The organism is Lysobacter humi (ex Lee et al. 2017) (assembly GCF_054781815.1).
In genome coordinates this window covers 357041-381665 of sequence record NZ_BAAGTR010000001.1, presented here as the reverse complement: position 1 = coordinate 381665, position 24625 = coordinate 357041, and the positions used below count along the sequence as shown (strand labels likewise).

Below are 24625 nucleotides of genomic sequence, written 5' to 3'. Positions count from 1 at the left end.
GGACGCCCATGTACCTGAGCCGATTCTTCGCCGACGATGCCTCGATGCACGGCTGCCTGCGCTGCCGGGACACCGATGCCCCGTTCCCCATCGACCTGCGCATGGCGTTCCAGCCGATCGTCGACGTGGCGCACCGCGACGTCTTCGCCTACGAGGCGCTGGTGCGCGGGCCGCAGGGCGAGGGCGCCGGCTGGGTGCTCGGGCAGGTGCATCCCGACCAGCTCTACCGCTTCGACCAGACCTGCCGCGTACTCGCGATCGCGACCGCCGCCGAACTCGGCATGCGCACGCGGCTGTCGATCAACTTCATTCCGAACGCCGTCTACGAGCCGGCCAACTGCATCCGCCTGACGCTCGCCGCGGCGGATCGCGTGGGCTTCGATGCGGCACGCCTGATGTTCGAGCTCACCGAGGGCGAGCGCATCACCAATCCGAAGCACGCGCTCGGCGTGCTCGGCTACTACGCGCAGCGCGGCTTCACCACCGCGATCGACGACTTCGGCGCCGGCTTCTCGGGCCTCGCGCTGCTCGCGCAGTTCCAGCCGCACATCATCAAGCTCGACCTCGAGCTGGTGCGTGACATCGATTCGACGCCGGCGAAGCAGGCCATCGTCGAGGGCGTGGCGGCGATGGCCGCGCGCATGGGCACGCGACTGCTCGCGGAAGGCGTTGAGACGCGCGGCGAGCTCGACTGGCTGCGCGGCGTCGGCATCGAACTCTTCCAGGGCTACCTGTTCGCGCGTCCGCGGCTGGGCGAGCTGGTCGAGCCCGACTGGTCGGTGCTCGAGCGGGGCGGCGCATCCACGCCGCCCACGCATGCGCGGACTCAGCCCAACGCGTGACCGAACTGCTCGCGGTATTCCGCGGCGAATTCCTCGTAGGTGAAGCGCTGGTTCTGCGTGCCGGCGTGGCCGACCTTCAGCGCGCCCATCAGGGAGGCCATGCGGCCACACGTGGGCAGATCAAAGCCGCGCATCAGGCCGAGGATCAGGCCCGCGCGATAGGCATCGCCGCAGCCGGTCGGATCGACGACGTCGCGCTCGCGTGCCGGCGGGACCTCGTGCATGTCGCCATCGCAGAAGATCTGCGAGCCGCGCGGGCCGCGCGTGGTGATGTAGGCGCGCACCTTGGAGGCGATGGTCTGCTCGTCCCAACCCGTGCGCTCCTGCAGCAGGTTCGACTCGTAGTCGTTCACCACCACGTAGTCGGCCAGCTCGATGAAGTGGCGGAATTCGTCGCCATTGAACAGCGGCATCGCCTGGCCGGGGTCGAAGATGAAGGGGATCCCGCAGTCGTGGAATTCCTGCGCGTTCTGCAGCATGCCGTCGCGGCCGTCGGGGGCGACGATGCCGAAAGTGACGCCGTCGACGTCGCGCACGTGGTTGTCGTGCGAGCGGCTCATCGCGCCCGGATGGAAGGCGGTGAGCTGGTTGTTGTCCAGATCCGTGGTGATGAACGCCTGCGGCGTGAACATGTCCTCGATCACGCGGACCTGGTCGAGGCGGATGCCGCACTTCTCGAAGTGGTCGCGATAGGGGCCGAAGTCCTGCCCGACGGTGGCCATCGGGATCGGATCGCCGCCGATCAGCTTGAGGTTGTAGGCGATGTTGCCGGCGCAGCCGCCGAACTCGCGGCGCATCCGCGGGACCAGGAACGACACATTCAGGATGTGCACCTTGTCCGGCAGGATGTGGTTCTTGAACTGGTCCGGGAACACCATGATGGTGTCGTAGGCCAGCGACCCGCAGATCAGGGCAGACATTCGGAAGGATTCCCCAGGCACCGCGCCCAGCGCGGCGCGGCGCGTAGGGTAGCGGCTGGCCCATCCGTCGGCCAGCGGCGGATCACGCCCAATGTCGCCTGAACCGCGAGTCCGGCCGCTGTGTGACCCGAGGCGGCAGAAAGCGCCGTGAAGAGCCCGTGATTCCTTGCTCCCGAGGGGGGCGGGCGCTACGCTGGCGGCCCTCGCGCGGTCCTGCCCGCGCCGCGCTCGGCGTCACCCTTTCAGGGCCATTCCCCCGATGTTGAAGAAGTTTCGCGGCATTTTCTCGAATGACCTGTCCATCGACCTGGGCACGGCCAATACCCTGATCTATGTCCGCGGCCAGGGCATCGTCCTGAACGAGCCGTCGGTCGTGGCGGTCCGTCAGGACCGCATGGTGGGCAGCAACCGCACCGTGGCCGCCGTCGGTGCCGAGGCCAAGCAGATGCTCGGCCGCACCCCGGGGCACATCACCACGATCCGCCCGATGAAGGACGGCGTGATCGCCGACTTCACCTACACGGAGGAGATGCTCAAGCACTTCATCCGCAAGGTGCACAAGAGCCGCTTCCTGCGCCCGAGCCCGCGCGTGCTGGTCTGCGTGCCCTGCGGCTCGACCCAGGTCGAGCGCCGCGCGATCAAGGAATCCGCGGAAGAGGCGGGCGCGCGCGACGTCTACCTCATCGAGGAGCCCATGGCGGCCGCGATCGGCGCCGGCATGCCGGTCACCGAGGCGCGTGGCTCGATGGTCGTCGACATCGGCGGCGGCACCACCGAGGTCGCGGTCATCGCGCTCAACGGCGTCGTCTACTCGCAGTCGGTGCGCATCGGCGGCGACCGCTTCGACGAGTCGATCATCAACTACGTGCGCCGCCACTACGGCACGCTGATCGGCGAGGCCACGGCCGAGCGCATCAAGCTCACGATCGGCTGCGCGTATCCGCAGAGCGAGGTCCGCACGATGGAGGTCTCCGGTCGCAACCTCGCCGAGGGCGTGCCGAAGATGATCTCGATCAGCTCGAACGAGGTGCTCGACGCGCTGCGCGAGCCGCTCGCCGGCATCGTCGCGGCCATCCGCCTCGCGCTCGAACAGACCCCGCCGGAGCTCTGCGCGGACGTCGCCGAGCGCGGCATCGTGCTCACCGGCGGCGGCGCGCTGCTGCGCGACCTTGACCGCCTGATCAGCGAGGAGACCGGCCTGCACGTGCAGGTCGCCGACGATCCGCTGACCTGCGTCGCCCGCGGCGGTGGCCGCGCGCTCGAGCTGGTCGACATGCACGGCAACGAGTTCTTCGCCCCCGAGTAAAGCGGTCCGAGGGGCGGGTGCGTCGCGCGCCCGCCGCTCCGGCCGACCGGCGCCGACCGCGTCGGGACGATGCCGCCCGACGCGACGCACGCCTCGAATCCCGTCCCGACCCGCCTCCGTGCCGCCCTACGCCGGTCCACCGACTCCCCGCCTCGGCGACGCCGCCGGCAGCCTCAAGCTGCTGGCCTACCTCGCCGCGTCGATCGCGCTCGTCGTGCTCGACCATCGCGGCGGCTACGTGCACCTGGCGCGCCAGCACCTCACCGCCGTCACCGAGCCGCTGCGCGCCGTCGCGGGGGTGCCGGGTCAGCTGGCGAGCAGCACGGTGGAGAACGTCGGCACGGTGAGCCAGCTCGCCGAACGCAATGTCGAGCTCCGCCGCGAGCTGCTGCTCGCGCAGGCGCGCATCGCGCGGCTGTCGACGGTGATCGCCGACAACTCGCGCCTGCGCGCACTGCTCGACGCCGCACAGCGCGGCGGGCTCGACGCGCAGCTCGCGCCGATCCTCGACGTGGACCTCGACCCCACGCGCCAGCGCATCGTGCTCGATGCGGGCCACCGGCAGGCCGTGCGCGTGGGGCAGAGCGTGATCGACGCGCAGGGGCTCATCGGCCAGGTCACGCGCGTGGGGCCGCTGCAGTCCGACGTGCTGCTGATCACCGATCCCGACCACGCGGTGCCGGTCGCGATCGCGCGCAACGGCGTACGCCTCGTCGCCTACGGCACGGGACGTAACGACCTGCTGAGCCTGGCGAGCGTGCCGCTGTCGAGCGACGTCAAGGTCGGCGACATGGTGGTGACGTCGGGCCTGGGCGGGCGTTTCCCGGCCGGGTTCCCGGTCGGGCGCATCGTCGCCCTGCGGCCGGACGAGAGCCGCGCCTTCCTGACCGGTGACGTGCGCCCGGCGGCGCAGCTCGATCGTGGCCGCGAGGTGCTGCTGCTGCGCTCGGCGCCGCTGCGCGTACTGCCCCCGCCGGTGGTGGGGACGACGCCGATCGCCGGGGCGTCGCCCACCGTAGGCGCCGGCGCCGACCCTGCGGTGCAGGGCGCGACATCCCCCGCGAGCGGGACGACGACCGCGCCCGATGCGACGCCGCTGCGCACGTCGCCATCGACGTCGAGCGCGCCGGCGTCCGCCACCGGTGGCAGCGATGCGGCGCACGCCGCGCCGGCGCCGAGCGCAGGGCGCCCGGCCGGCACCGCGCCGCCCGCAGCACCGCCCGCAGCACCGGAGGGCCGTCGCTGATGCGCACCCATCCGCGCTGGATCGTCTACGCGAGCCTGCTGGTCGCATTGCTGCTCGGGCTGCTCCCGCTCGGCGACCTGCTGCAACCGGTGCGGCCCTACTGGATCGCGCTGGTGCTCACGTACTGGCTGATCGAGGACCCCGAGCGCGTGGGGCTCGGCGCGGCGTTCTCGCTCGGGATCATCGCCGACCTCGCGTATGGCGGCCTGCTCGGCGAGCAGGCACTGCGCCTGGTCGTGCTCGCCTTCATCGTGCAGCGCTTCCGTGCGCGGCTGCGCTTCTTCCCGCTCTACCAGCAGGCGCTCGCGCTCGGCGCGCTGCTGGTCAACGACCGCATCGTGAGCGCCGGCCTGCATGTCGCGCTCGGCGAACCGGTGCTGCCGTGGTCGTTCTGGGTCGCGCCCGTGGTGGGCATGCTGCTGTGGCCGCCCGCCTTCGTCCTGCTCGACGGCATCCGCCTCGGCTCGTGGCGGCGCCGATGAGCATCCTGCGGAGCCGCTGAGATGGTGTCCTCGCGCCGCCAGCGCATGCTCAAGAACGCCGGGGCCGAGGCCGCGCGCTTCCGCCAGCGCTCGGCCATCGCGTTCGCCTGCGTGGTGCTCGCCCTCGTGGGCCTGGCGATCTGGTACTTCCGGCTGCAGGTGATCCAGCACGAGGAGTTCGCCACGCGCTCGGAGGCGAACCGGATCAAGCTGCAGCCGGTGGTGCCCGGCCGCGGGCTGATCCTCGACCGCAAGGGCCGCATCCTCGCCGACAACGTGCCCGCGTTCCGTCTCGACGTGACGCCGAGCGAGGCGGGCGACCCCGCCACGTGGCTGCCGGCGCTGGCCGGCGTGGTGCAGCTCGCGCCGGAAGACGTCGCGCGCTTCCATGATGCGCGCCGCGCCTCGCGCGGTTTCAAGCCGATCACGCTGAAGATGCGGGTGAGCGAGGAGGAGGCCGCGCGCTTCGCGGTCGACCGCTGGCGCTTTCCGGGCGTGGAGCTCGTCTCCTACCTCAACAGGCGCTATCCCTACGGTGAGCTGACCGCGCACATCGTCGGCTACGTCGGCCGCATCGACGAAGCCGACAAGAAGAAGCTCGGCGAAGGCTTCGATGCGCTCACGCACACCGGCAAGACCGGTCTGGAGCGCGCCTACGACGAGCTGCTGCGCGGCGAGGTGGGCTACGAGAAGGTGGAGACCAACGTCGAAGGCCGCGCGCTCGGCATCGTCGGCCGCGTCCCGGCCAAGCCGGGCACCGACCTGCGCCTGTCGATCGACATCGACCTGCAGCAGGCGATGGTCACCGCCTTCGGCGACCGCGACGGCGCGGGCATCGCGATCGATCCGCAGACCGGCGAGGTGCTCGCGATGGTGAGCCTGCCGAGCTACGACGCGAACCTGTTCGTCAACGGCATCTCGAGCAAGCACTACAAGGCGCTGACGAAGAATCCGTCGCGCCCGCTGTTCAACCGCCCCGTGCTCGGCGGCGGCCCGCCGGGCTCGACGATCAAGCCGCTCGTGGCGCTGGCGGGCGTCGACGCGGGCCTGCACACGCCGGACTCGGCGGTGTACTCGACGGGCGAGTTCCACATCCCCGGGCAGCGACGCGGCTATCGCGACGCGCATGGCGGCGCGGGTCGCACGGACCTGCGCAAGTCGATCTCGCAGTCGGTGAACTACTACTACTACAAGCTCGCCTACGACATGGGCATCGACCGTTTCGCCGGCTACATGCAGCGCTACGGCTTCGGCGCGAAGACCGGCATCGACCTGCTCGGCGAGAACGCGGGCGTGGTGCCGCATCCGGCTTGGAAGGCCGAGCGCAGCAAGGATCCGTGGTACGCGGGCGAGACGGTCATCGCCGGCATCGGACAAGGTTATTGGATCGCGACCGTGCTGCAGCTCGTGCGCGGCACCGGCGCAATCGCGAACGGCGGCGAGCTGCATCCGTTGCGGATGGTCGCGGCCCGGCGCGACGGCTACAACACCGGCTGGAAACCGATGCCGCGCCCGCGCGGCCCGCGCATCACCAACAACCCCGACCACCTGCGCGCGGTGCAGGAGGGCATGGTCGCGACGATCCACGGCGGCGGCACCGCGACCATGATGGCGCGCGGCGCCACGTACATGATGGCCGGCAAGACCGGCACCGCGCAGAAGATCGGCCGCGAGCGCGCGCGCAGCACCGATCCGCGGTCACTGCCCTACCACCTGCGCCACCAGGCCCTGTTCGTCGGCTATGCGCCCGCCGACAACCCGCGCATCGCGATCGCGGTGTCGGTCGAGCATGGCGGCTACGGCGGCAGCACCGCCGCGCCGATCGCGCGCAAGGTCTTCGATGCCTGGCTGCTCGGCAAGATGCCCGAGCCGGAAGAGGGCGTCGTGCGTTCGCCGCAGGGCGGCGCATCGCTGGAGTGGCCGCTGCCGGGCATGGACGAGGACGGCAAGCCGCTGACGACGGCTGCGACCGCGGTCGCGTCGACGACCGCTGCATCGTCGACGCCGGCATGCACGGGCACGCCTGCGGCGCCGGGCTGCGCTGCAGCACGGGCGGCGACGTCCGGTGCGTCCGCGACCCCGGCCACGACGGGAACGGGCGCTGCAGTGCCGGGTCGCACGCCGCGTCCCGCGCCGACGGCGCCCGTCCCGGCCGCGGCTGCGCCGGCAGCGCCCGCACCCGCGCAGCCGCTCCCGCCGACGTCCACCGAACCTGCAGGCACCCGTCGATGAAGGTCCTGCTGCGCTGGCTGCTCGACCTCGTGCTGCGCCTCACGCGCACGCTCGACCTGCCGCTGCTGGGCGCACTGCTCGCGCTCATGGTGATCGGCGTCGCGGTGCTCTACAGCGCTTCCGACAAGTCGATGTCGATGGCCATCGCGCAGGGCGCGCGCTACGGCGTGGGGCTGGCGGCGATGTGGGCACTCTCGCGCATGCCGCCCGCGCAGCTGCGCAACTGGACGCCGCTCGTCTACGGCGTCTCGCTGGTGCCGCTGGTGGCCGTGCTGTTCGTCGGCGACGGCAAGCACGGCAACCACTGGATCGATCTCGGCGTCTTCTATTTCCAGCCGGCCGAGCTGCTCAAGCTCTCGCTGCCCATGATGGTGGCCTGGTACCTCAACCGTCGACCGTTGCCGCCGCGCCTGCCGGTGGTGCTCACCGCGGCGCTGATCATCGGCGCGCCGACGCTGCTGATCCTCAAGCAGCCCGACTTCGGTACCGGCATGCTGGTCGCGCTCTCGGGTGCGTTCGCGCTGTATCTCGCGGGCCTGTCGTGGTGGTACTTCATCGCCGCGGCGGGCGGCGTGGCGGCGATCGCGCCGGTCGCCTGGTTCTTCCTGCTGCGGCAGTACCAGAAGGACCGCATCCTCACGTTCCTCAATCCCGAATCCGATCCGCTCGGCACGGGCTGGAACATCATCCAGTCGAAGATCGCGATCGGCGCCGGTGGCTTTTCCGGCAAGGGCTGGCTCCAGGGTTCCCAGTCGCACCTCAACTACCTGCCCGAGCACACCACCGACTTCATCTTCGCCGTGCTCAGCGAGGAATTCGGCTGGATCGGCGTGCTGGTCGTGCTCGCGCTGTACCTGTTCGTGATCGGGCGCTGCCTGTGGATCGCGAGCGAGGCGCGCGACGGCTATTCGCGCCTGCTCGCCGGCGCGCTCGGCCTCGCGTTCTGCGTCTACGTGGTGGTAAACGGCGGCATGATCGCGGGCCTGCTGCCGGTGGTCGGCGTGCCGATGCCGCTGCTCAGCTTCGGCGGCACCTCGGCGGTCTCGCTGCTCGCGGGCCTGGGCGTGGTGATGGCGGTGCAGGCGCACCGGCCCGTGCACGGTCGCTGAGGACTACTGCCCCGCGGGCGGCTGCCAGAGCTCGACCTTGTTGCCCTCGGGATCGACCACCCAGCCGAAACGACCGAACTCCGAGTCCTCGACCTTCGCGTCGACCGCGCAGCCTTCCTCGCGCAGCACGGCGAGCAGCGCGTCGAGGTCCTCGACGCGGTAGTTCACCATGAACGATGCGCGGCCGGGCTCGAAGTAGGTCGTGTCGTCCGCGAACGGGCTCCAGATCGTGGTGCCCGACGGATTCTCCGGCGTGCCCCAGCGGAAGGCCGCGCCGCCCCAGTCCGCGACGTCGAGCCCCAGGTGCCGGCGGTACCAGTCGCCGAGGGCCTTGGGATCCTTCGCCTTGAAGAAGATGCCGCCGATGCCGGTCACACGCCGCATGTCGATTCCGTCGCTGGGGGAATGGCGCAGTGTGGCGCCGCGATCCGGTCGCGACGCCCCGCCCGTCGGCGGTCCGTGACCGGCGACCGTGACGCAGGCGCCCGGGCCCGGCAGGATGGACGCCTGACACCGGACGACCCCATGCGACGCATCCTCCGCACTGTGCTCGGTTACCTCGCCGCGACCTACCTCACGCTCGTGCTCTGCCTTGCGGTCTACGGCGTCGCCGTGCCGCGACCGGGCGACCGCGCCGCGCTCGCGGCACGTGGTCTCCACGGGACTCCGGTACTGGTGGGCATGCGCAGCGTGATGCGCGAGACGCCGCAGGGGCTGCAGGTCGACGACGCCTGCTACTACCTCGTGCCCGCGGACTCGCTGCGCCATGCGCGGCTGTGGCGTGTCGACCGTCCGGAAGCCGGGCCACTGCACGTCGAGGCGAGCGCCACCGCATTCTGGGGCGTGCTGAGCGCGTTCCTGGCCAGCGCACTGGCGACGTGGCGCTACTGGTTCCGTCGGCGCGCGCCGCGCGAACGCACGGCGGCGGAACCGCTGCGCGCCCGCTGACGCCGCTCAGCGCTTCTTGCCGGTCGCCGCCACGATCGCCGCGACGCGCGCCGCGCGCAGGGCCTCGCCGACGGCAGGCCCTTCGAGCCCCGGCGGCAGCGTATCCACGCGCACGGCACGGGCCGCATCGAGCGCGCGCAGCAGCCCGTCGCGCGGCGGGTAGGGCCGATCCTCGAGGCCGAGCCGCCCGCGCTTGTCGGCCTCGCAGACCAGCGCGATCTGCGCGATGCGCTCGGGGCGGCGGAAGCCGTCGCACCGCTGAAGCAGGTCGTGCACGGTGGACGCGCGCAGCTCCTCGAAGCGATGCACGTTGAGGTGCTCGCGGCAGACGGCCTGCGCGAGCTGGCGATGCGCGGTCGGCACCTTGAGGCGTTCGCAGAGCTCGCGCAGCGGCGCGAGCCCGGTCTGCTCGTGGCCGAGGTGCTTGGGCAGGACGTGCGCGGGCGTGTGCGCCTTGCCGAGGTCGTGGGTGAGCGCGGCGAAGCCGATCACGTCGTCGCCCGGTGCGAGCGCGGCCGCCATGTCGCAGACCATCTCCACGTGCACGCCGGTGTCGACTTCCGGATGGTATTCGGCGCGCTGCGGCACGCCGTAGAGCGCGTCGACTTCCGGCAGCACGACGGCGAGCGCGCCGCAGTCGTGCAGCGTGCGCAGGAACGCCGAGGGCCTGGCGCTCGCGATCGCGCGCCGCAGCTCCTGCCACACGCGCTCAGCGGTGAGGTCGGCGAGTTCGCCCGATGCCGCCATCTGGCGCATCAGGTCCATCGTCCCGGGCGCGACGGTGAAGCCCATCGGCGCCAGCCGCGCCATGAAGCGCGCCGCGCGCAGCACGCGCAGCGGATCCTCGACGAAGGCCGGGCCCACGTGGCGCAGCACGCGCGCCTCGAGGTCGCGCACGCCGCCGAGCGGATCGACGATATCGCCGAAGCCGCCGTCGCCGCGCACCTCGCGCGCGATCGCATTGATCGTGAAGTCGCGACGTCCGAGGTCCTCCTCGAGTGTCACCGACGGATCGGCGTCGACCACGAACCCGCGGTACCCCCGGCCCGACTTGCGCTCCGTGCGTGCGAGCGCGTACTCCTCGCCGCTCAAAGGATGCAGGAACACCGGGAAATCGCGGCCCACCGGCTTGTAGCCGGCCTCGAGCATCTGCTGCGGCGTGGCGCCGACGACGACGAAGTCGCGATCGCCCGGCGGCAGGCCCAGCAGCGGATCGCGCACCGCGCCGCCGACGAGGTAGACGCGCATGCTCAGCGCACGTGCTGCGCGATCACCGAGACGATGTCGCGCGCGCCGCTGCCGCGGCCGAGCGGGAACGTGAGCGGCGTCGGGCGGCCCGAAACCCAGATCGTCAGTTCGGCATCGAGGTCGAAGTGGCCGGCGGTCTCGAGCGAATACATGCTGATCGCGCGGTAGGGCACGCTGAGGTAGTCCACCTTCTTGCCGGTCGTGCCCTGCTTGTCGACGATCAGCATGCGCCGGTCGGTGAAGACGATCAGGTCGCGCACGAAGCCGAAGGCGCGGCGCAGCGGCTCGTCCGGCGCGAGCAGGGGAGCAAGCTCCTCCTGCACCTTGGAGACGTCCTTTTCGCCGGCGTGGCCGAGTAGCGTGTCGAGCAGTCCCATGGCGATCCTCCGTGTGGCGGGCGCCGGTACTTGAGCATGCTTCAGCGCCGGCGGGAAGAGCGCTTGGGCTTCTCGGCGGGCATCGGCGGGGGCGCGGGCGGGGTGATCGCGAGCGGGCAGCGGAACGCCTTGCGCGGACCGGTGGTCAGGCCGACCATGCGGTCGCTCAGGCGCAGCGCGTCGCCATTGAGGCGCCAGTCGTAGAGCACGCTGAAGGCGAGCACGCGGGCGACGTAGTCGCGCGTCTCCTTGTAGGTGATCGTCTCGATGAAGAAGTCGGGGTCGAAATGCCCGCGCGCGCTCTTCCAGCGATTGAGCGGCGCCGGGCCCGCGTTGTAGCCGGCGATCGTGTAGTAGCTGCGGCCTTCGCCGAAGGAGTCGTAGAGCTGGCGCAGGTAGGCCGTGCCGAGCGCGATGTTGGTGTCGGGATCGAGCAGGCTCGACTCGCCGTTCCACGGCAGGCCGATGCGGTTGGCCACCGACTGGCCGGTCGACGGCAGCACCTGCATCAGGCCGACGGCATTCGCGCCGGAGCGCGCCTTCGGATTGAAGATGCTCTCGGCGCGGATCTCGGCGGCGACGAACGCCGGGTCGAGCCGGTTGCGCGCGGCCTCGCGGCGGATCGTGCCTTCGTGATCGAGCGGGAAGCGCAGTGTGTAGAGGCGCAGCTCCTCGGGATCGTCCTTGCCGAGCGAGAACACGGCGCGATCCAGCCAACCGTTTTCCTGCGCGATCTTCACCGCGATCGCGCGCTGGTCCTTCTGCAGGCGCTTGAAGGCCTCGTTCCATTCTGCGGTCGCCCAACCGACGCGGTCGAGTCGCCACAGCGCCATCGAGCGGACGATCGCGGGATCGTTCTCGACCGGCGCGCGCGCGGTCGCCGAATCACCGGGAATCCACGGACACAGCGCGTAGGGCGCGTCGATCCGGTCGGCGGCCAGGAAGCCGTGGAATTCGGGCTTCGCCGCCGCCTGTGTATATGCGCGCCGCGCTGCGGCCGCATCGCCGAGCTTTTCGGCCAGGCGTCCTTCGAAGTAGACGTACTTCGAATCCTCGCGCTGCTTGCCGCTCATCCGCCGGATGCCGGCCAGGGCGCCGGCCCAGTCCGAGCGGGCCAGCGCCGTGCGCACGCGCCATTCGTGCAGGCGGTCGTCGAACGCGCTCTCGGGCACTGCGCTGATGTGCTGCCAGGCGTCGGGATCGAACTGGCCCGCGCTCTGCAGAGCGGCCTGGTAGAGCACACGGCCGCGGTCGGCCTCGGTGAAGCCGAGCGCCGGGCCGTACTTCGCGAGCTGCGCCTGCGCCTGCGACGGCAGCGACTTCGCGAAACGCGCCAGGCCGTAGGACGCGATGCGGCGGCTGCGCTCGGTTCGGGGCCAGCCGAGCGCGCGCTCGTGCACGGCATCGACGAAGGCGGCGTAGTCGTTCGCCAACGCCGCCTCGTCGGCCGGCAAGCCGCGTGCAGCGGCGCGCATGACCGCGGGCTGCCAGGCCTCGGCCGCCTTCTCGATGCGCTCCCAGCGCAGCGCGGGGGGCAGCCCGCCGCGGGCATCGAGCGCGGCGAAGGCGGCGTCGCAGGTGCCCGGCAGCGAGTTCGCCGATTCGCGCCACAGCGCCTGGGCCTCGCTCGTCCATGCGGCATCCGTGCGGCCGAGCGCGGCGCGGGCCTGCAGGTGCGCGCAGCGCAGGGCGACCTCGTCGGTGCCGGGCTGCCATGCGGCGTCGAAGGCGGACCAGTCCTGCCGACGGGCCGCCTCGGCGAGCCACTGCGCCCGGAAGGTGCTGGCGACCGCCTGGCGGTCGTAGCGGCGCAGGAAGGCCTCCGCGCGCGCGCGGTCGAGCGCTGACAGGTCACGGCGCAGGTCGGCGTACTCGATCCAGCCGTAGAGCGGATGCCCGGCGAGGTCGGCATAGGCCGCGGCATCGAAGCCACCGCGCTCGGCGGCGGCGAGGGCCTCGCGCACGCGCTCGAGCCGCAGGTCCGCGCGCGGCGCGGCGCGCGCGACGGTCACGGCCGCGGGCACGCTGGCGCGGGGCGGCGGCGCCACGGTCTGCGCGCAGGCGGTCTGGGAGGACGCCGCGGCGAGGGCGACGAGCAGGGGCAGGAGGCGGCGTCGGAGCATCGCGCGACTATAGCCAGCACGTCTGAACGTCCCGTGGTGATGCGCGCTGGCCCCGAGGCTGCCGTACGGGCAGGCTGGGCGCCCTCAACGGAGCCCACCATGCCGATCGAATGGCTCGCCTTTCCCGTCCTCGGACTCGTCGCCGGGGTGCTCGCCGGCCTGCTCGGCGTCGGCGGTGGGCTGGTGCTGGTCGCCGCGCTCGCCTGGCTGCTGCCCCTGGTCGGCGTCCCCGAAGCGGCGGCGATGCATGCGGCACTTGCCAGCTCGCTCGCGAGCATCGTGCTGACAGCGGCGGCCTCGGCCCGCGCGCACGCGCGGCGCGGCAGCGTGCTGTGGCCGAGCGTCGCGTGGATGGTGCCGGGGCTGCTGCTCGGCGGCTGGCTCGGCAGCGGTGCCGCGGTGCGCATCGACGGCGACGTGCTGCGCACGCTCGTGGCCGGCTACTGCCTGCTCGCGGCCGCGCAGCTCATGCTGTCGCGGCCCCGCGAGCGCGACGGCGGCGGGGTCCCGCGGGGACCGCTGATGACGGCCGCCGGCACCGCCATCGGGGCGGTCTCGGCGATCGTCGGCATCGGTGGCGGCAGCATGACCGTCCCGCTGCTTGTCGCGCGCGGCGTCGCGCCGGTGCGTGCGGTCGGCACGTCCTCGGCCTGCGGCATCGCGATCGGCCTCGGCAGTGCGCTCGACTACGCCCTGCAGGCGCCGGCTGGCGGCCTGCCCGCGCATGCGATCGGCTATGTCTACCTGCCGGCGGCGATCGGGGTCGCCCTGGCGTCCGTGCTTGCGGCGCCGTGGGGCACGCGGCTGGCGCACCGGCTGTCCGGGCCGCACCTCAAGCGGGTGTTCGCGGGGTTCCTGGTCGCCGTCGCCGCGTCGCTGCTGGCGGCGGGCTGAGGGCGTCACTTATCGGCCGGGACACCGAAACCTGTCGTTCGGCGCTTGTGGTGGATTCATGAAACATTTACAACCACTCGACGCCGTGGTCACAGGGGACGCGGCGCGCCTGCTTTGAATTCTTACGGAGAGAGAGTCGATGAAAGCGTTGCGCCGTCAGTCCCTGGCGAAAGCCATCCAGTTGTCCCTGCTCATCGCCGCGCCCGGCCTTGCTGCAGCCCAAGACCAGGCCACGGCCACGGGCAGCGACGCCCGCGCCCTCGACAGCGTCACCGTCACCGGCTCGCGCATCAAGCGCGCGGCCGTCGAAGGGCAGGTGCCGGTCCAGACGATCACCCGCGAGGACATCGAGCGCACCGGCCAGACCTCGGTCGGCGACGTGATCCAGCAGATCACCGCCGCGGGCTCGGGCTTCAACCGCACCCGCAACGCCTCCGGCAACGACGGCTTCCCGCCGGACGGCGGCGGCACCGGCGCCGGCGCGACCACCGTGAACCTCCGCCACCTGGGCACCAAGCGCACGCTCGTGCTGGTCGATGGCCAGCGCTGGGTGAACGAGTCCTCCGCCTCGGGCGTGGGCTCGGCGGTCGACCTCAACACGATTCCGCTCGCGGTCGTCGAGCGCATCGAGGTGCTGGAGGACGGCGCCTCCTCGCTGTACGGCTCCGACGCGATCGCCGGCGTGGTCAACATCATCACGCGGCGCAACTTCGACGGCGCACAGGTCTCGGTCAACTACGGCCAGTACACGCCGGGCGACGGCGAGACCAAGGGCGTCGACATCGCCTGGGGTGGCTCCGGCGACCGTTTCAACTGGTTCGTCGGCGCCAGCTATCAGGACCAGGACGCGATCGCGTCGATCGACCGCGAGCGCACGCGCGAGCCCGTGTTCGGCACCGGCCTCGCGCTGGGCAGCTCGCGCGTGCCGGGCGGGCGCTTCGTCTTCCGTGATCCGCGCTTCCCCGATCCGGCGGATCCCACGCGCGGCACGCCCTACGATCTCACGTCGGACCCGACCCTCAACAACCCGGCATTCACGCCCGGCCTTCCGGGCTGCACCGGCGCCAACGCGGGGCAGGACCGCCCCGACGGCTTCCGTTGCTGGTCCGGCGCACGCGATGCTTTCAACTACGCGCCCTTCAACCTGCTGCTCACGCCGAACGAGCGCGCCGGCATCTTCGGCCAGTTCCGCATGGACATCACGCCGGGCCTGACCTGGTATGCACGTGCACTCGTGAACCGCCGCGAGTCGGTCAACCAGGCCGCACCGGAGCCGATCGACCTCGGGCCGGGTGCCGGCACGGACTTCGCATCGAACATCGTCATCCCGGCGAACCATCCGTTCAACCCGTTCGGCATCACGCTCGACGGCCGCCCGGGCGGCAATGTGTCCACGATCCGTCGTCGTCCGATCGAGGGCGGCCCGCGCCGCTTCGAGCAGCAGGTCGACACGATGTACTTCGGCACGGGCCTGGAGAGCTCGTTCGAGATCGGCGAGCGCAGCTGGTTCTGGGACGTGAACATCGCGCATGGCCGCAACGAGGCCGAGCAGCAGAACTTCGGCAGCTACAACGCGCGCAACATCGCGATCGCGCTCGGCGATCCCGCGGTCTGCGCAGCGACGCCGGGCTGCACGCCGCTCGACATCTTCGGTTTCAACACCATCACCCCGGCGATGCTCGCCTACATCTCGCCGGTCTTCCGCGACCGCAGCGAGAACCGCCTGAGCGTGGCCTCGGCCAACCTCACCGGCGACCTGTTCGACCTGCCGGCCGGCCCGCTCTCGTTCGCGACCGGCTACGAGTACCGCAAGTACGAAGGCTCGTACGACCCCGATCCGCAGACGGTGCGCGGCGAGTACAACGGCGTGCCGTCGCTGCCGACGTCGGGCGAGTACGACGTCAACGAGGTCTTCCTCGAGCTCAACATCCCGCTGCTCGCCGACTCGAGCTGGGGCAAGAAGCTCGACCTGAACCTCGCCGGCCGTTACTCGGACTACTCGACGTTCGGTGGCGAGTTCGTGCCGAAGATCGGCCTGCGCTGGCAGGTCGTCGACGACCTGATGTTCCGCATGACCTACGCGGAAGGCTTTCGCGCGCCGACCATCGGCGAGCTGTACGGGCAGGGCACGCGCTTCGACGCGAACATCGTCGACCCGTGCCTGGGCGCGAACTTCGCCGCAAACGCGGCGAACTGCACGACGCTCGGCGTCGCTCCTGGCCTCACGCAGTTCGATCCGCAGATCGGCGTGGAGACCGGCGGCACGCCGACGCTCGAGCCCGAGCGGTCGCGCAGCTTCTCGGCAGGCTTCGTGTTCTCGCCAGCATTCCTCGAGAACACCTCGTTCTCGCGCCGCATCGACATCGAGGGCACGTTCTACCGCCACTCGATCGAAGGCGCGATCCAGGCGCCGGATCCGCAGACGCAGCTCGACCTCTGCGTGCAGACGCTTGATCCGCGCTACTGCACCGGCATCGTGCGCAATGCGACGACCGACCAGATCCAGGACTTCGACAACTACCTCGGCAACTTCGACTCGATCAAGACCGACGGCTTCGACCTCGACCTGTTCTGGCAGCTGCCGAAGTTCTCGTGGGGCGATGTGAGCGTGACGTGGCAGAACACGTTCGTCGGCCGCTACGAGGCCCGCGGAGCTGATGGCTCGGTGCAGCCGCTGGAACCGGGTCGCCTGGTGTCCGACCCGGTCACGCGTGCGATCCCGCGCTGGACGTCGAACGCGACGCTCGCCTGGCAGCGCAACAACTGGACGGCGTCGTGGACGGCGCGCCACATCAGCGAACTGGTCGAGGACTGCGGTGACGCCGCCGGCTTCGCGGTCTGCGGCAACAATCCCGGCCCGGACCAGAACCGCCTCGGCGCGATCACGTACCACGACGTCCAGGTGGGCTACAAGGTCGACTGGATGAAGGGGCTCTCGCTGCTGGCGGGCATGAACAACGTCTTCAGCAAGGACCCGCCGATCTGCGTCTCGTGCAACCTCAACAGCTTCGACGGCTCGACGTACGACCTGCCGGGCGGTGGCATGTGGTACATCCGCGCCGACCTGCGGTTCTGATCGACGCGGCATGAGGTACGGAACGGCCGGTGGCGTGAGCCACCGGCCGTTTTCATTCGAGGCGCCAGCGCTGCCCGTCTGGCGCGCCGGACATGCGGCGTGCGGTGGCCGTGCGAGCGTTACCTTGGCGGCGCGCGACGTCGCGACGCATCACCGCGGCCCCCGGTGGTCCCAATGCAGGAACCGGGGCGGCATCCTCACCCGCCGGCCGCATGCCGTATCGGATCCTGCGACCCGCACCGGCCAGACTGCAGGTCCGCGGCGGTGCCGCAGGCCGCGAGGATCCCGCCGTCGTGCCCGAAACCGGCAAGCTCACCAGCCACGACCTCTGCGTCGCCCTGAAGCTCGCGCACCCCGCCGACGAGTACGTGACCCTGTTCGAGGTGCGCGAGGCGGTCGGCAGCCTGTACGGCTCGCGCGCCGATGCGCTGGTGATGTCGCTCTACTCCTCGCGCGGTTTCGAGATCACCGGCTTCGAGTTCAAGTGCGCGCGCGGCGACTGGCTGGCCGAACTCAAGAACCCCGAGAAGGCCGATCGCATCGCACGCTACTGCGACCGCTGGTGCCTGTTCGCCGCGCCGGGCGTGGTCAAGGAGGCCGAGCTGCCGGCCGGCTGGGGCCTGTGGGAGCTGCAGGAGGGCGGCACGATCCGCCGCCGCGTCGCGCCCGCGCTGCGCGAGCCCGAGCCGGTCCCGCGCACGTTCCTGGCCTCGCTCATGCGCGCCCGCTCGCGCTTCGACGCCGACGACCTGGTCGCGCTCGCGTCTCACCATCGCCGTGACTTCGAGCGCCAGCAGCGCAACCGCGAGGCCGGCGCCGGCGAGCGTCTGGACGCCGAGACGCGCCATCGCCTCGCACGCCTCGATGCGGGCCTGCGCAAGCTGGAGGAAATCCGCACGGCGACCGGCATCGACCTGGCCGATTTCACGCCGACCGCGCGCTGGATCGAGCGTCTGCGTCTGGTCGACGATCCGCGCTTCGAGCACAAGCTGCGCCTGCTGCGCGACCTGTTCGCGGACGCCACGCTGCGCGAGCGTGTGGAGCGGGCCACCACGCCCGAGCCACGATCGACGGACGGCTGACGCACGCGCGCACGACGCACGCGGCGGCCGGAGTGCTCAGTCGAAGCAGTGCGCGGGCACCGCCACGTCCATCGAGAGCGCGAGGTGATCGGAGAACGCGGCGGGAAACGCCGAGCAGTCGCTCGCCTCGAGGCCATCGCCGATCAGGATGTGGTCGATCGCGCGCTGCGGGCTCCAGCTCGGGAACGTCGCGATGCGGTGCGCCGGTGGCTGCAGGCGCGTCTGCCGGAACAGCACGCCCATCTCGGGCTGGTCGGCGGTGCAGTTGAAGTCGCCCATCAGCACCGCATGCGGATCGTTCGCGAGCAGCTCGGCGATGAACGCGAGTTGCGAGAGGCGCGAGCCCGCGCCGAGGGAGAGATGCGCGACCGCGATGGTGAGCGGGCGGTCGGCGCAGCCGAAGCGCGCCATCAGGATGCCGCGCCCGGCGATGCGGCCGGGCAGCGGATGGTCGACCACCTCGACCGGCTCGATCTTGCTGAGCAGCCCGTTGGCGCTCGAGGCGACCCCGCCGACGCGGCGGTTCGGCTGGTGGCTCCAGTAGGCGAAGCCGCCGCGCTGGGCGAGGTAGTGCGTCTGGTTGGTGAAGCCCGAGCGCAGGCTGCCCGGATCGCTCTCGTTGAGGCCGACGATGTCGTACTGCCCGGCGAGCCGGGCGATCGCGTCGAGGCTGCCGCGCTTGTCGCCCATCGGCAGCACGTGCGACCAGCTGCGCGCGATGTAGTCGTGGTAGCCGCGCGTGCTGGAGCCGGCCTGGATGTTCGCGCTCAGCAGCCGCAGCCGGCGCGAACCGTCCTGGGGGGCGGCGGTATCAGCCACCCGTAGCCGGAGCTGCGGCCGGCGCGGGTGCGGGCGTCGTCGCCGGGGCCGGTGCGGCCGGTGCGGCTGGCGCGCCGGCGCCGCCGAGCGCCGCGCGCTCCCGGGCGATCAGGTGCTCGGCGATGCGCAGGCGGTCCTGGAAGCTCTCGCCGCCGGTCACGCGGTACTTGCCGTTGATCACGAGCGTCGGCGTGCCGGTCACGCCGGTGCGCTGCATGAACTGCTTGCCCTGGTTGACCTTCGTGGCGATCGCGAAGGAGTTCATGATCTCCAGGAACTGCTTCGGATCGGCCCCGTAGCGCGCGTAGAAGTTGGCGATCGCCTGCTCGTCGGGCTTATCGCCCTCGCCGGGCATGCTCTGCGAGACGTGGATCGCGTCGATCAGCGCATCATGCGCACGCTCGCGCAGGCCGAGCTGCTCGGCGGCGAACAGCGACTTCGCATACGGATCCCATTCCGGGCCGAACGGCGCGGGCACGTAGCGGAAGACGACATCCGCCGGCAGCGTGCGCTCCCAGGGGCCGACCACCGGCGCGAACGCGGCGCAGGCCGGGCAGACGTAGCCGAAGACCTCGACCACCTCGATCTTGCCCGGCGCCGGCTCGAACGGCTGGCCGTTGGGGATCTCCTCGAAGTCCTTGCCGCGTACCGGCTCCGGGCCCTGCGGCGGCACGATCGGCCCGGGCGTGCGGACGGGGGCGGGCGCATTGGCGAGGTCGGCGACAGGCGCGGTCGCGCTCGGCGTCGCGCCACTGGCGGGTGCGGCCGGGGCCTGCGTTTCAGGTGCGCGGTCGCAGGCCGACAGCAGCAGGCCGGCGGCGAGGGCGAGCGTGAAGCGCAGCGGGGTCGGACGGAACGGCATCGGGACGATCTCCTTGCGGGTCCACAGGGGAAGGCGGCGACCCCGGGGCGACAGGATAGCCGCCGGGTGCCGACGCGATGACAAGACGGCGTGCAGGCCTCAGCGGGCCGCGGCGTGCTCGCGGGCGACGAGGTGCTCGGTGATGCGCAGCGCATCCTCGGCGCTGCGGCCGAGCACGCGGTACTTGCCGTTGACGACGAGGGTGGGCGTGCCGTCGACCCCCGAACGCATGATGAAGGCCATCGCGCGCTTGAGCTTGGCCTGCATCGCGTAGCTGCCCATGCGTTCAGTGACGTCCTTCGGGTCGGCGCCGTGGCCGGCGTAGAACGCGGCGATCTGCGCGTCGGTGGGCACCGCGGGCGGGGCGGGCAGCGTGCCGCCGACGTGGATCGCGTCGAACATCGCCCGGTGCGTGGCGTCCTCCAGCCCGAGTTCCTGCGCGACGTAGTAGGCCTTCGCGTAGGGCACCCAGAAGCCGCCGAACGGCGCGGGAACGCGCACGAGGTTCACGTGCGCCGGCTGCCGCTTGGCCCAGGCCTCGAGCATCGGCTCGAACTGCGCGCAGTGCGGGCAGCTGTAGCCGAAGACCTCGACCACCTCGACCTTGCCCACCGCCGGCGCGAACGGCGCGCCGCCCCGGATCTCGACGTAGTCGGTCCCGGCGACCGGCGCCGGGCCCGGCAGCGCGGCATCGACGGGCGCGGCCTGCGCGGTCGGCGTGGCGGCCGGCGCCGGCGTGGGCTCGGGGGTCGGGGCCTTCTCGCAGCCGCCGAGGATCAGGGCGACGGCGAGGAGCAGGCTCGGAAACAGGCGGTTCGGGCGCATGGGCTCTCCAGTGATCAGCGGGCGCGGGCGAGTTCGCGGTCGACGAGCCAGCGCGCGGTCTTCAGCACGCCGTCCTGGGTGTCGCCGGTGACGCGGTATTTGCCGGCGACGACCAGCGTCGGCGTGCCCTCGATGCCGGCGCGCATGATCCAGTCGGTCGATGCCGCGATCTGCGCGTCGACGCTCTTCGCCTGGTAGGCCGCGGCGAAGCGGGCCGGGTCGACACCGTAGTCCTTGTAGAAGCCCGCGAGTTCGTCGACGGTGACGCCGGAGATCGGCAGCAGGTCGTCGAAATGCAGCGCGTCGAACATGTCGCGGTGGCTGCGCTCCGCGACGCCGAGGGCCTGCGCGGCGAAATAGGCGCGGGCATAGGGCGTCCAGTAACCGCCAAACGCCGCCGGCAGGCGAACGAGTCGCGCCTTCTTCGGCAACTTGCGGCTCCAGGCCTCGAGCGCGGGCTCGAAATGCGCGCAGTGCGGGCAGGTGTAGCCGAAGACCTCCACCACCTCGACGACGCCCGGCGCCGGGCGGTACGGGCGACCGTCGGCGATGACCTCGTAATCGCGGCCTTCGACCGGCGCGGCCGTGGGCTTCGGCGCGGCCGCGGCGGCAAAGGCCGATGCGGCGAGGACGAGGGCGAGCAGGGGGCGGAGCAGACGGTTCATGGCGGGCCTCGAAACGAAGACGCCGGGCGTGCGGGGCACGTCCGGCGTCGGGGAGCAGTGCGCGGGATGCGACCGCGTCGGCCGGGCGAAGTTCAGCCCTGCTTCGGCGCCGCCGGGGTCGCCTCGCCGGTCACCGGCGCGGTGGTCTGCGCAGGAACGGCAGTCGGCGCCACGGGCGTCGCCGGTGCCGCGGCCGGGCCGGCCGGCGTGGCGGTCGGGCCACCGGGCATCGTCGCCGGGGCGGCCGTGGCCGCGCTCGCACGGGCGGCGCCCGGCGCGGCGGCGGCCGAGGCGTCGACGCCGGTATCGTTCGAGCGGCGATGCAGGCCCTGCATGTAGCTGGCGAGCGAGCCGATCTCCTCGTCCGTCAGGCCCTTGGCGATCGTGGCCATGATGTGGAAGTTCTTGTAGTTCGGATTCACGCCGGCGCCGGCGCGGTATTCCTCGAGGCGGCGCTTGGCGTAGTCGGCCATCTGCCCGGCGACGGCCGGGTAGGCGGGACCCGGGTTGCCCTGGCCCGCGGGGCCGTGGCAGGCCATGCAGGCCGGGATGCCGCGCGCGCGGTCGCCGGCGCGGAACAGCTGCTCGCCGACCTCGTAATAGGCACGGCCGGCATTCGGGCCGGTCGCGATCTTCGTGTCGTCGGCGATGCCGGCGCCGGCCTTCTGGGTCTGGAACCAGGCACCGAGGTCGCGCATGTCCTGCGCGGTGAGCTGGTCGGCGAACGGGTACATCACCGCGGCCATGCCCGTGTTGCGCTCGCGGCTCTTGAACAGCGCGAGCTGCTGGGCGACGTAGCGCTCCGGCATGCCGGCCAGGCGCGGGTAGGCCGGCGTCGGCGAGTTGCCGTCGAGGCCGTGGCAGGCCGCGCAGGTGCCGGCCTTGGCCTGGCCCTTCTTGGCGTCGCCCCACGTGGCCTTCTCCGGCGCGCCGGCGAGCGGCTGGACCTGGACCGGCGCCTTGTCCGGGACCGGGGTCACGACCGTGTTCTGGGCGACGGCGGCGGCGGCGACCGCCAGGGCGGCGAGGCCGACGAGGCCGAAGGCGCGGGTAGGGCGCATGCGAGAGAGCTCCGGGAACTGCAGAAGAGGGGCGCCGCGAGACGGCGCCGGAACCGCGGAATTATCGGCGGCCGGTGCACATGCGGTCAACGCGGACGCACCCTGGCGGGCCGGTTCAGCGACGGCCGTGCGATCCTAGCGGCATGTCCAATCCCTTCCAGCGCGCCCGCTACCTGCTGTCCGCGCACAACATGGGCCAGCTGCCGCCCGACGGCGGCCATGAGGTCGCGTTTGCGGGCCGGTCGAATGCCGGCAAGTCCACCGCCCTGAATGCGATCTGCCAGCAGGGCTCCCTCGCCCGCGTCTCCAAGACGCCCGGCCGCACCCAGCAACTGGTCTTCTTCGACTTCACGCCGAAGCAGAACGAGGAGCCCGCCACCAAGTACCTCGTCGACCTCCCGGGCTACGGCTACGCGAAGGTGCCCAAGGACCTGCAGGCGCACTGGCAGACCTTCATCGACCGCTACTTCACCACCCGCGAGGCGCTGAAGGGGCTGGTGGTGATCATGGACATCCGCCACCCGCTCAAGGACTACGACCTGCAGATGCTCGGCTACGCGGTCAACCGCGGCCTGCCGGCGCATGCGCTGCTGACCAAGGCCGACAAGCTCGGCCGCGGCCAGCAGATGCAGGCGATGCATGCGGTCTCGCGCGAGCTGCAGTCCCGCTTCGGCGACAGCGTCGGCGTGCAGGTCTTCTCCGGCGAGTCGAAGCAGGGCGTCGACCAGGCGCGCGAGGTGGTGGCGCGCTGGCTGGAGCTGCCGGCATGAGCCGTGGCCGTGTGCTCCTGCTGAGCCTGCTGTTCGCCGCCGCCCCGGCGCTCGCGCAGGACCCCGCCGTCGGCGGCACGATGCGCGACGCTCCTGCACGGAACGAGGCGCCCGCCGACGCAGCGGCGACCGAGGCGCATCGCGTTGAAAGCCGTGCCTTCGAGCAGGCGCAGTTCGACCGCCTGCTCGCCGCGCGTCGCCGTATGGAACGCGCCGATGCCGAAGGCGCACTCGGCGAGTACGACACGGTGCTCGCCGCCTACCGCGCGCGCTACCCGGCCGACGGGCGTCGCCGCTACGACGTGCGCAGCCCCGAAGAGGCGCTGGCGGTGCTCGCGATGGCCGCAAACGACGGCGGGCCTGCCGATGCGCTCTATGTCCACTGGTCCGACGCGCATTACATGAAGGCCTATGCCCTGGTCGAGCTGGCGCGCCTCGACGAGGCCGCCGTCGAGCTGGGCCATGCGCTCGCGCTGGCGCCGATGAATTCGCAGTACCACGCCGAACTTGGCCACGTGTTCCAAGAGCGTCGCGACTGGAACGCCGCACTTCGCCATTACATCGCGGCGACCGACCATGCGGCGTTCTCGCCTGCGAACGACGAGGACGGTGATCGCGCACGCGGGCTGCGCGGGCAGGGCTTCGTGCTGATCGAACTCGGGCGGCTCGACGAGGCCGAGCGTCGCCTGCGCGAGGCCATGCGCTTCGACGCCGCGGACACGATCGCGCCGAACGAATTGCGCTATATCGAGCAGCTCCGCGCGAAGCGCGGGGACTAGCCCCCCGCGGCGACCAGCCGCGGATCCATACGTTCGCGAAGTGCGTCCACCAGCGCGTTGATCAGCACGATCAGCACGCCAATGACCAGCACCACGCCCAGCACGAGCGTGTAGTCGCGGTTGAGCGCGCCCTGCACGAAGTAGCGCCCCATCCCGGGGATGCCGAAGACCTGCTCGACCACGGCCGAGCCGGTGACGACGTTGATCAGCGCGGGCGACAACCAGGCGATCACTGGCAGCAACGCCGGCGGCAGTGCATGCGCGAGCAGCACGCGCCGCGACGACAGGCCGCGCGAGCGCGCGGCGCGCAGGTAGTCGGCCGACAGCGTCTCCAGCATCGAGGCGCGCACCAGCCGTGCGCAGTAGGCGATGTTCGGCAGCGCGAGCGCGATCACCGGGAGCACGACGTGCCGCGCCTCGCCCCAGCCGCCGGCGGGCAGCCAGTGCAGGGTCACGGCGAACAGCAGCACGAGCAGCGGTGCGGCGACGAACTTCGGGACCGCGAGCCCCAGCCCGGCGAGCAGCATCACGCTGCGGTCGATCGCACCGTTCGCGCGCAACGCGGCGGCGATGCCGAGCGGAATGCCGAGCGCGAGGGCGAGCAACAGGGCGAGCCCACCGTTGAGTGCCGACACCGGAAGCGCCTCGGCGATCAGCGGCCCGACGCGGTAGTCCGGATACTGGAACGACGGGCCGAGATCCCCGCGCGCGACATCGGCGAGCCATGCGCCGTACTGCGCGACGACCGGGCGATCGAGGCGGTACTGCGCCTCGAGCGCGGCCTGTACCTCGGGCGGCGCCGACTTCTCGCCATCGAAGGGGCCGCCCGGAGCCGCGCGGAGCAGCACGAAGCACAGCGTGGCGAGCAGCCACAGCGTGACGAGCGCCTCGAGGAGGTGGACCAGCAGGCGCTTCATGCGCTGTTCCGCGTGCAGGGCATGGCGCGATGCCGCTTCGCG

21 protein-coding genes and 2 pseudogenes are annotated in these 24625 nt (G+C 71.6%); 12 read left to right on the top strand and 11 right to left on the bottom strand.

Features of this window, described 5'->3' with window-relative positions; translation table 11 throughout:
• Positions 1-8: 8 nt before the first annotated feature.
• Entirely contained in the window at positions 9-842 is an 834-nt protein-coding gene (locus ACYVJJ_RS01720; protein WP_460830589.1) for an EAL domain-containing protein, read from the top strand.
• Here ACYVJJ_RS01720 and ACYVJJ_RS01715 read toward each other — a convergent pair.
• Positions 827-1762 carry a carbohydrate kinase family protein gene (locus tag ACYVJJ_RS01715; protein ID WP_460830587.1) on the bottom strand — a complete coding sequence of 312 codons (936 nt, stop codon included), beginning with the start codon at positions 1760-1762 and terminating at the stop codon, positions 827-829. The genes ACYVJJ_RS01720 and ACYVJJ_RS01715 overlap by 16 nt on opposite strands.
• A 259-nt stretch (positions 1763-2021) precedes the next feature.
• Between ACYVJJ_RS01715 and ACYVJJ_RS01710 the strand changes: the two genes are divergently transcribed.
• The 5 genes from ACYVJJ_RS01710 to rodA all read left to right on the top strand — a co-directional run bounded on the left by ACYVJJ_RS01710 (position 2022) and on the right by rodA (position 8137).
• On the top strand, positions 2022-3068 hold the full coding sequence (locus ACYVJJ_RS01710; protein WP_460830586.1) for a rod shape-determining protein: 1047 nt from the start codon (positions 2022-2024) through the stop codon (positions 3066-3068).
• A gap of 118 nt (positions 3069-3186) precedes the next feature.
• Positions 3187-4314, top strand: coding sequence for a rod shape-determining protein MreC (gene mreC / locus ACYVJJ_RS01705; protein WP_460830585.1), 1128 nt, complete (start codon positions 3187-3189; stop codon positions 4312-4314).
• Positions 4311-4796 carry a rod shape-determining protein MreD gene (gene mreD, locus ACYVJJ_RS01700; RefSeq protein ID WP_460830873.1) on the top strand — a complete coding sequence of 162 codons (486 nt, stop codon included), beginning with the start codon at positions 4311-4313 and terminating at the stop codon, positions 4794-4796. Before mreC ends, mreD begins: the two co-directional genes overlap by 4 nt.
• Before the next feature lie 21 nt (positions 4797-4817).
• Positions 4818-7028: a penicillin-binding protein 2 gene (gene mrdA / locus ACYVJJ_RS01695; protein ID WP_460830583.1), complete on the top strand. Its 2211-nt coding sequence runs from the start codon at positions 4818-4820 to the stop codon at positions 7026-7028.
• Complete coding sequence (rodA, locus tag ACYVJJ_RS01690) at positions 7025-8137, top strand: rod shape-determining protein RodA (protein WP_460830582.1); 1113 nt, start codon at positions 7025-7027, stop codon at positions 8135-8137. Before mrdA ends, rodA begins: the two co-directional genes overlap by 4 nt.
• 3 nt (positions 8138-8140) lie before the next feature.
• Here the strand turns inward: rodA and ACYVJJ_RS01685 are convergent, their stop codons facing one another.
• The gene (locus ACYVJJ_RS01685; protein ID WP_460830580.1) at positions 8141-8521 is read right to left on the bottom strand and encodes a VOC family protein; all 381 of its coding nucleotides are present in this window, start codon (positions 8519-8521) and stop codon (positions 8141-8143) included.
• 141 nt (positions 8522-8662) lie between these two features.
• Here ACYVJJ_RS01685 and ACYVJJ_RS01680 point away from each other — a divergent pair, with 141 nt between their 5' ends.
• Complete coding sequence (locus tag ACYVJJ_RS01680; protein WP_460830579.1) at positions 8663-9085, top strand: hypothetical protein; 423 nt, start codon at positions 8663-8665, stop codon at positions 9083-9085.
• Between the two features lie 6 nt (positions 9086-9091).
• On the opposite strand, the gene ACYVJJ_RS01675 is transcribed toward ACYVJJ_RS01680, so the two are convergent.
• From ACYVJJ_RS01675 to ACYVJJ_RS01665, 3 genes are read right to left on the bottom strand one after another with little or no spacing between them, the layout of a single operon-like run.
• Positions 9092-10333: a multifunctional CCA addition/repair protein gene (locus ACYVJJ_RS01675; RefSeq protein ID WP_460830577.1), complete on the bottom strand. Its 1242-nt coding sequence runs from the start codon at positions 10331-10333 to the stop codon at positions 9092-9094.
• 2 nt (positions 10334-10335) lie between these two features.
• A complete protein-coding gene (locus tag ACYVJJ_RS01670) occupies positions 10336-10710 on the bottom strand; it encodes a PH domain-containing protein (RefSeq protein ID WP_460830575.1) in 375 nt (124 codons plus the stop codon).
• A 41-nt stretch (positions 10711-10751) separates the two neighbouring features.
• Positions 10752-12833, bottom strand: coding sequence for a transglycosylase SLT domain-containing protein (locus ACYVJJ_RS01665; protein WP_460830573.1), 2082 nt, complete (start codon positions 12831-12833; stop codon positions 10752-10754).
• A 99-nt stretch (positions 12834-12932) separates the two neighbouring features.
• Here ACYVJJ_RS01665 and ACYVJJ_RS01660 point away from each other — a divergent pair, with 99 nt between their 5' ends.
• The 3 genes from ACYVJJ_RS01660 to ACYVJJ_RS01650 all read left to right on the top strand — a co-directional run bounded on the left by ACYVJJ_RS01660 (position 12933) and on the right by ACYVJJ_RS01650 (position 17885).
• Complete coding sequence (locus tag ACYVJJ_RS01660; RefSeq protein ID WP_460830572.1) at positions 12933-13727, top strand: sulfite exporter TauE/SafE family protein; 795 nt, start codon at positions 12933-12935, stop codon at positions 13725-13727.
• A gap of 139 nt (positions 13728-13866) precedes the next feature.
• Positions 13867-16803 carry a TonB-dependent receptor plug domain-containing protein gene (locus ACYVJJ_RS01655; protein WP_460830570.1) on the top strand — a complete coding sequence of 979 codons (2937 nt, stop codon included), beginning with the start codon at positions 13867-13869 and terminating at the stop codon, positions 16801-16803.
• Positions 16804-17015: 212 nt separating this feature from the next.
• Positions 17016-17885, top strand: a complete 870-nt coding sequence (locus ACYVJJ_RS01650) for a hypothetical protein (protein ID WP_460830569.1) — start codon at positions 17016-17018, stop codon at positions 17883-17885.
• A 36-nt stretch (positions 17886-17921) separates the two neighbouring features.
• On the opposite strand, the gene ACYVJJ_RS01645 is transcribed toward ACYVJJ_RS01650, so the two are convergent.
• The 5 genes and pseudogenes from ACYVJJ_RS01645 to ACYVJJ_RS01625 all read right to left on the bottom strand — a co-directional run.
• Positions 17922-18659, bottom strand: coding sequence for an endonuclease/exonuclease/phosphatase family protein (locus ACYVJJ_RS01645; protein WP_460830872.1), 738 nt, complete (start codon positions 18657-18659; stop codon positions 17922-17924).
• Positions 18660-18789: 130 nt separating this feature from the next.
• A pseudogene (locus tag ACYVJJ_RS01640) lies at positions 18790-19566 on the bottom strand (thiol:disulfide interchange protein DsbA/DsbL); the annotation flags it as partial.
• A gap of 99 nt (positions 19567-19665) precedes the next feature.
• On the bottom strand, positions 19666-20391 hold the full coding sequence (locus ACYVJJ_RS01635; RefSeq protein ID WP_460830567.1) for a thiol:disulfide interchange protein DsbA/DsbL: 726 nt from the start codon (positions 20389-20391) through the stop codon (positions 19666-19668).
• A 14-nt stretch (positions 20392-20405) separates the two neighbouring features.
• Positions 20406-21056 carry a thiol:disulfide interchange protein DsbA/DsbL gene (locus ACYVJJ_RS01630; protein ID WP_460830566.1) on the bottom strand — a complete coding sequence of 217 codons (651 nt, stop codon included), beginning with the start codon at positions 21054-21056 and terminating at the stop codon, positions 20406-20408.
• A 257-nt stretch (positions 21057-21313) separates the two neighbouring features.
• A pseudogene (locus tag ACYVJJ_RS01625) lies at positions 21314-22117 on the bottom strand (c-type cytochrome); the annotation flags it as partial.
• 143 nt (positions 22118-22260) lie between these two features.
• On the opposite strand from ACYVJJ_RS01625, the gene yihA reads away from it, so the two are divergent.
• Both yihA and ACYVJJ_RS01615 read left to right on the top strand, forming a co-directional pair.
• Positions 22261-22887, top strand: a complete 627-nt coding sequence (yihA, locus tag ACYVJJ_RS01620) for a ribosome biogenesis GTP-binding protein YihA/YsxC (protein ID WP_460830565.1) — start codon at positions 22261-22263, stop codon at positions 22885-22887.
• Entirely contained in the window at positions 22884-23666 is a 783-nt protein-coding gene (locus tag ACYVJJ_RS01615) for a hypothetical protein (RefSeq protein WP_460830563.1), read from the top strand. The genes yihA and ACYVJJ_RS01615 overlap by 4 nt, the downstream gene beginning before the upstream one ends.
• Here ACYVJJ_RS01615 and ACYVJJ_RS01610 read toward each other — a convergent pair.
• On the bottom strand, positions 23663-24583 hold the full coding sequence (locus tag ACYVJJ_RS01610; protein ID WP_460830562.1) for an ABC transporter permease subunit: 921 nt from the start codon (positions 24581-24583) through the stop codon (positions 23663-23665). The genes ACYVJJ_RS01615 and ACYVJJ_RS01610 overlap by 4 nt on opposite strands.
• Positions 24584-24625: the final 42 nt, after the last annotated feature.